The following is a 628-nucleotide window of genomic DNA, read 5'->3' as shown; positions in this document are numbered from 1 at the left end:
GCTGGGTTATGAATTGTTATTTAGAGATGGGGAAAGCAACGCCTATCCCGCTCATATCGAATCAAACCGAGCGACATACCGATTAATCGTCGAGAACTTTCTATCACTGGGTACTAACCCAGTGATTGCGTCTTCGCGATGCTTTATCAACTTTCCTCATCAGAGCTTGGTACGTCGTTTGCCTCGCAGCTTGCCAAAAAACAAAATCGTCGTAGAAGTCTTAGAGACTTGCCAACCTACCGATGATCTTCTCGATGCAATTCGCGAGTTATATCGAGAAGGTTATTTGATCGCGCTGGATGATTTCACCTTAACGCCGGAGTGGCGTCGCTTCTTACCTTATGTGCACATCGTTAAACTCGATATCATGGCGATGGGGCTAGAAAAAGCGTGTGAACTGGTTAAAACCCACCTCGCCAAGCGCGTCAAATATCACTTTTTAGCGGAACGCGTCGAAACCGCAGAAGAGTTTGAGCAAGCCAAAGCGGCGGGTTTTAAATTCTTTCAAGGCTACTTTTTTAGCAAGCCATTGGTGTCGCAAACCAAATACCTCAGTCCGGAGCAGGTGTTAGCGTTACAACTGTTTCGGGAAGTCTGCGCGCCAGAGCCGGATTTTGACCGCATTGAA

1 protein-coding gene is annotated in these 628 nt (G+C 47.1%); it reads left to right on the top strand.

The annotated features are described in order from the left end of the window. Position 1: 1 nt before the first annotated feature. A partial coding sequence (locus R7Z50_RS28580) for an EAL and HDOD domain-containing protein (protein ID WP_318149890.1) occupies positions 2–628 on the top strand: 627 nt, incomplete at its 3' end.

Source organism: Vibrio sp. 1249-1, from assembly GCF_033340495.1.
The sequence above is the reverse complement of the archived record's forward strand: the minus strand, read 5'-3'. Positions and strand labels throughout refer to the sequence as shown.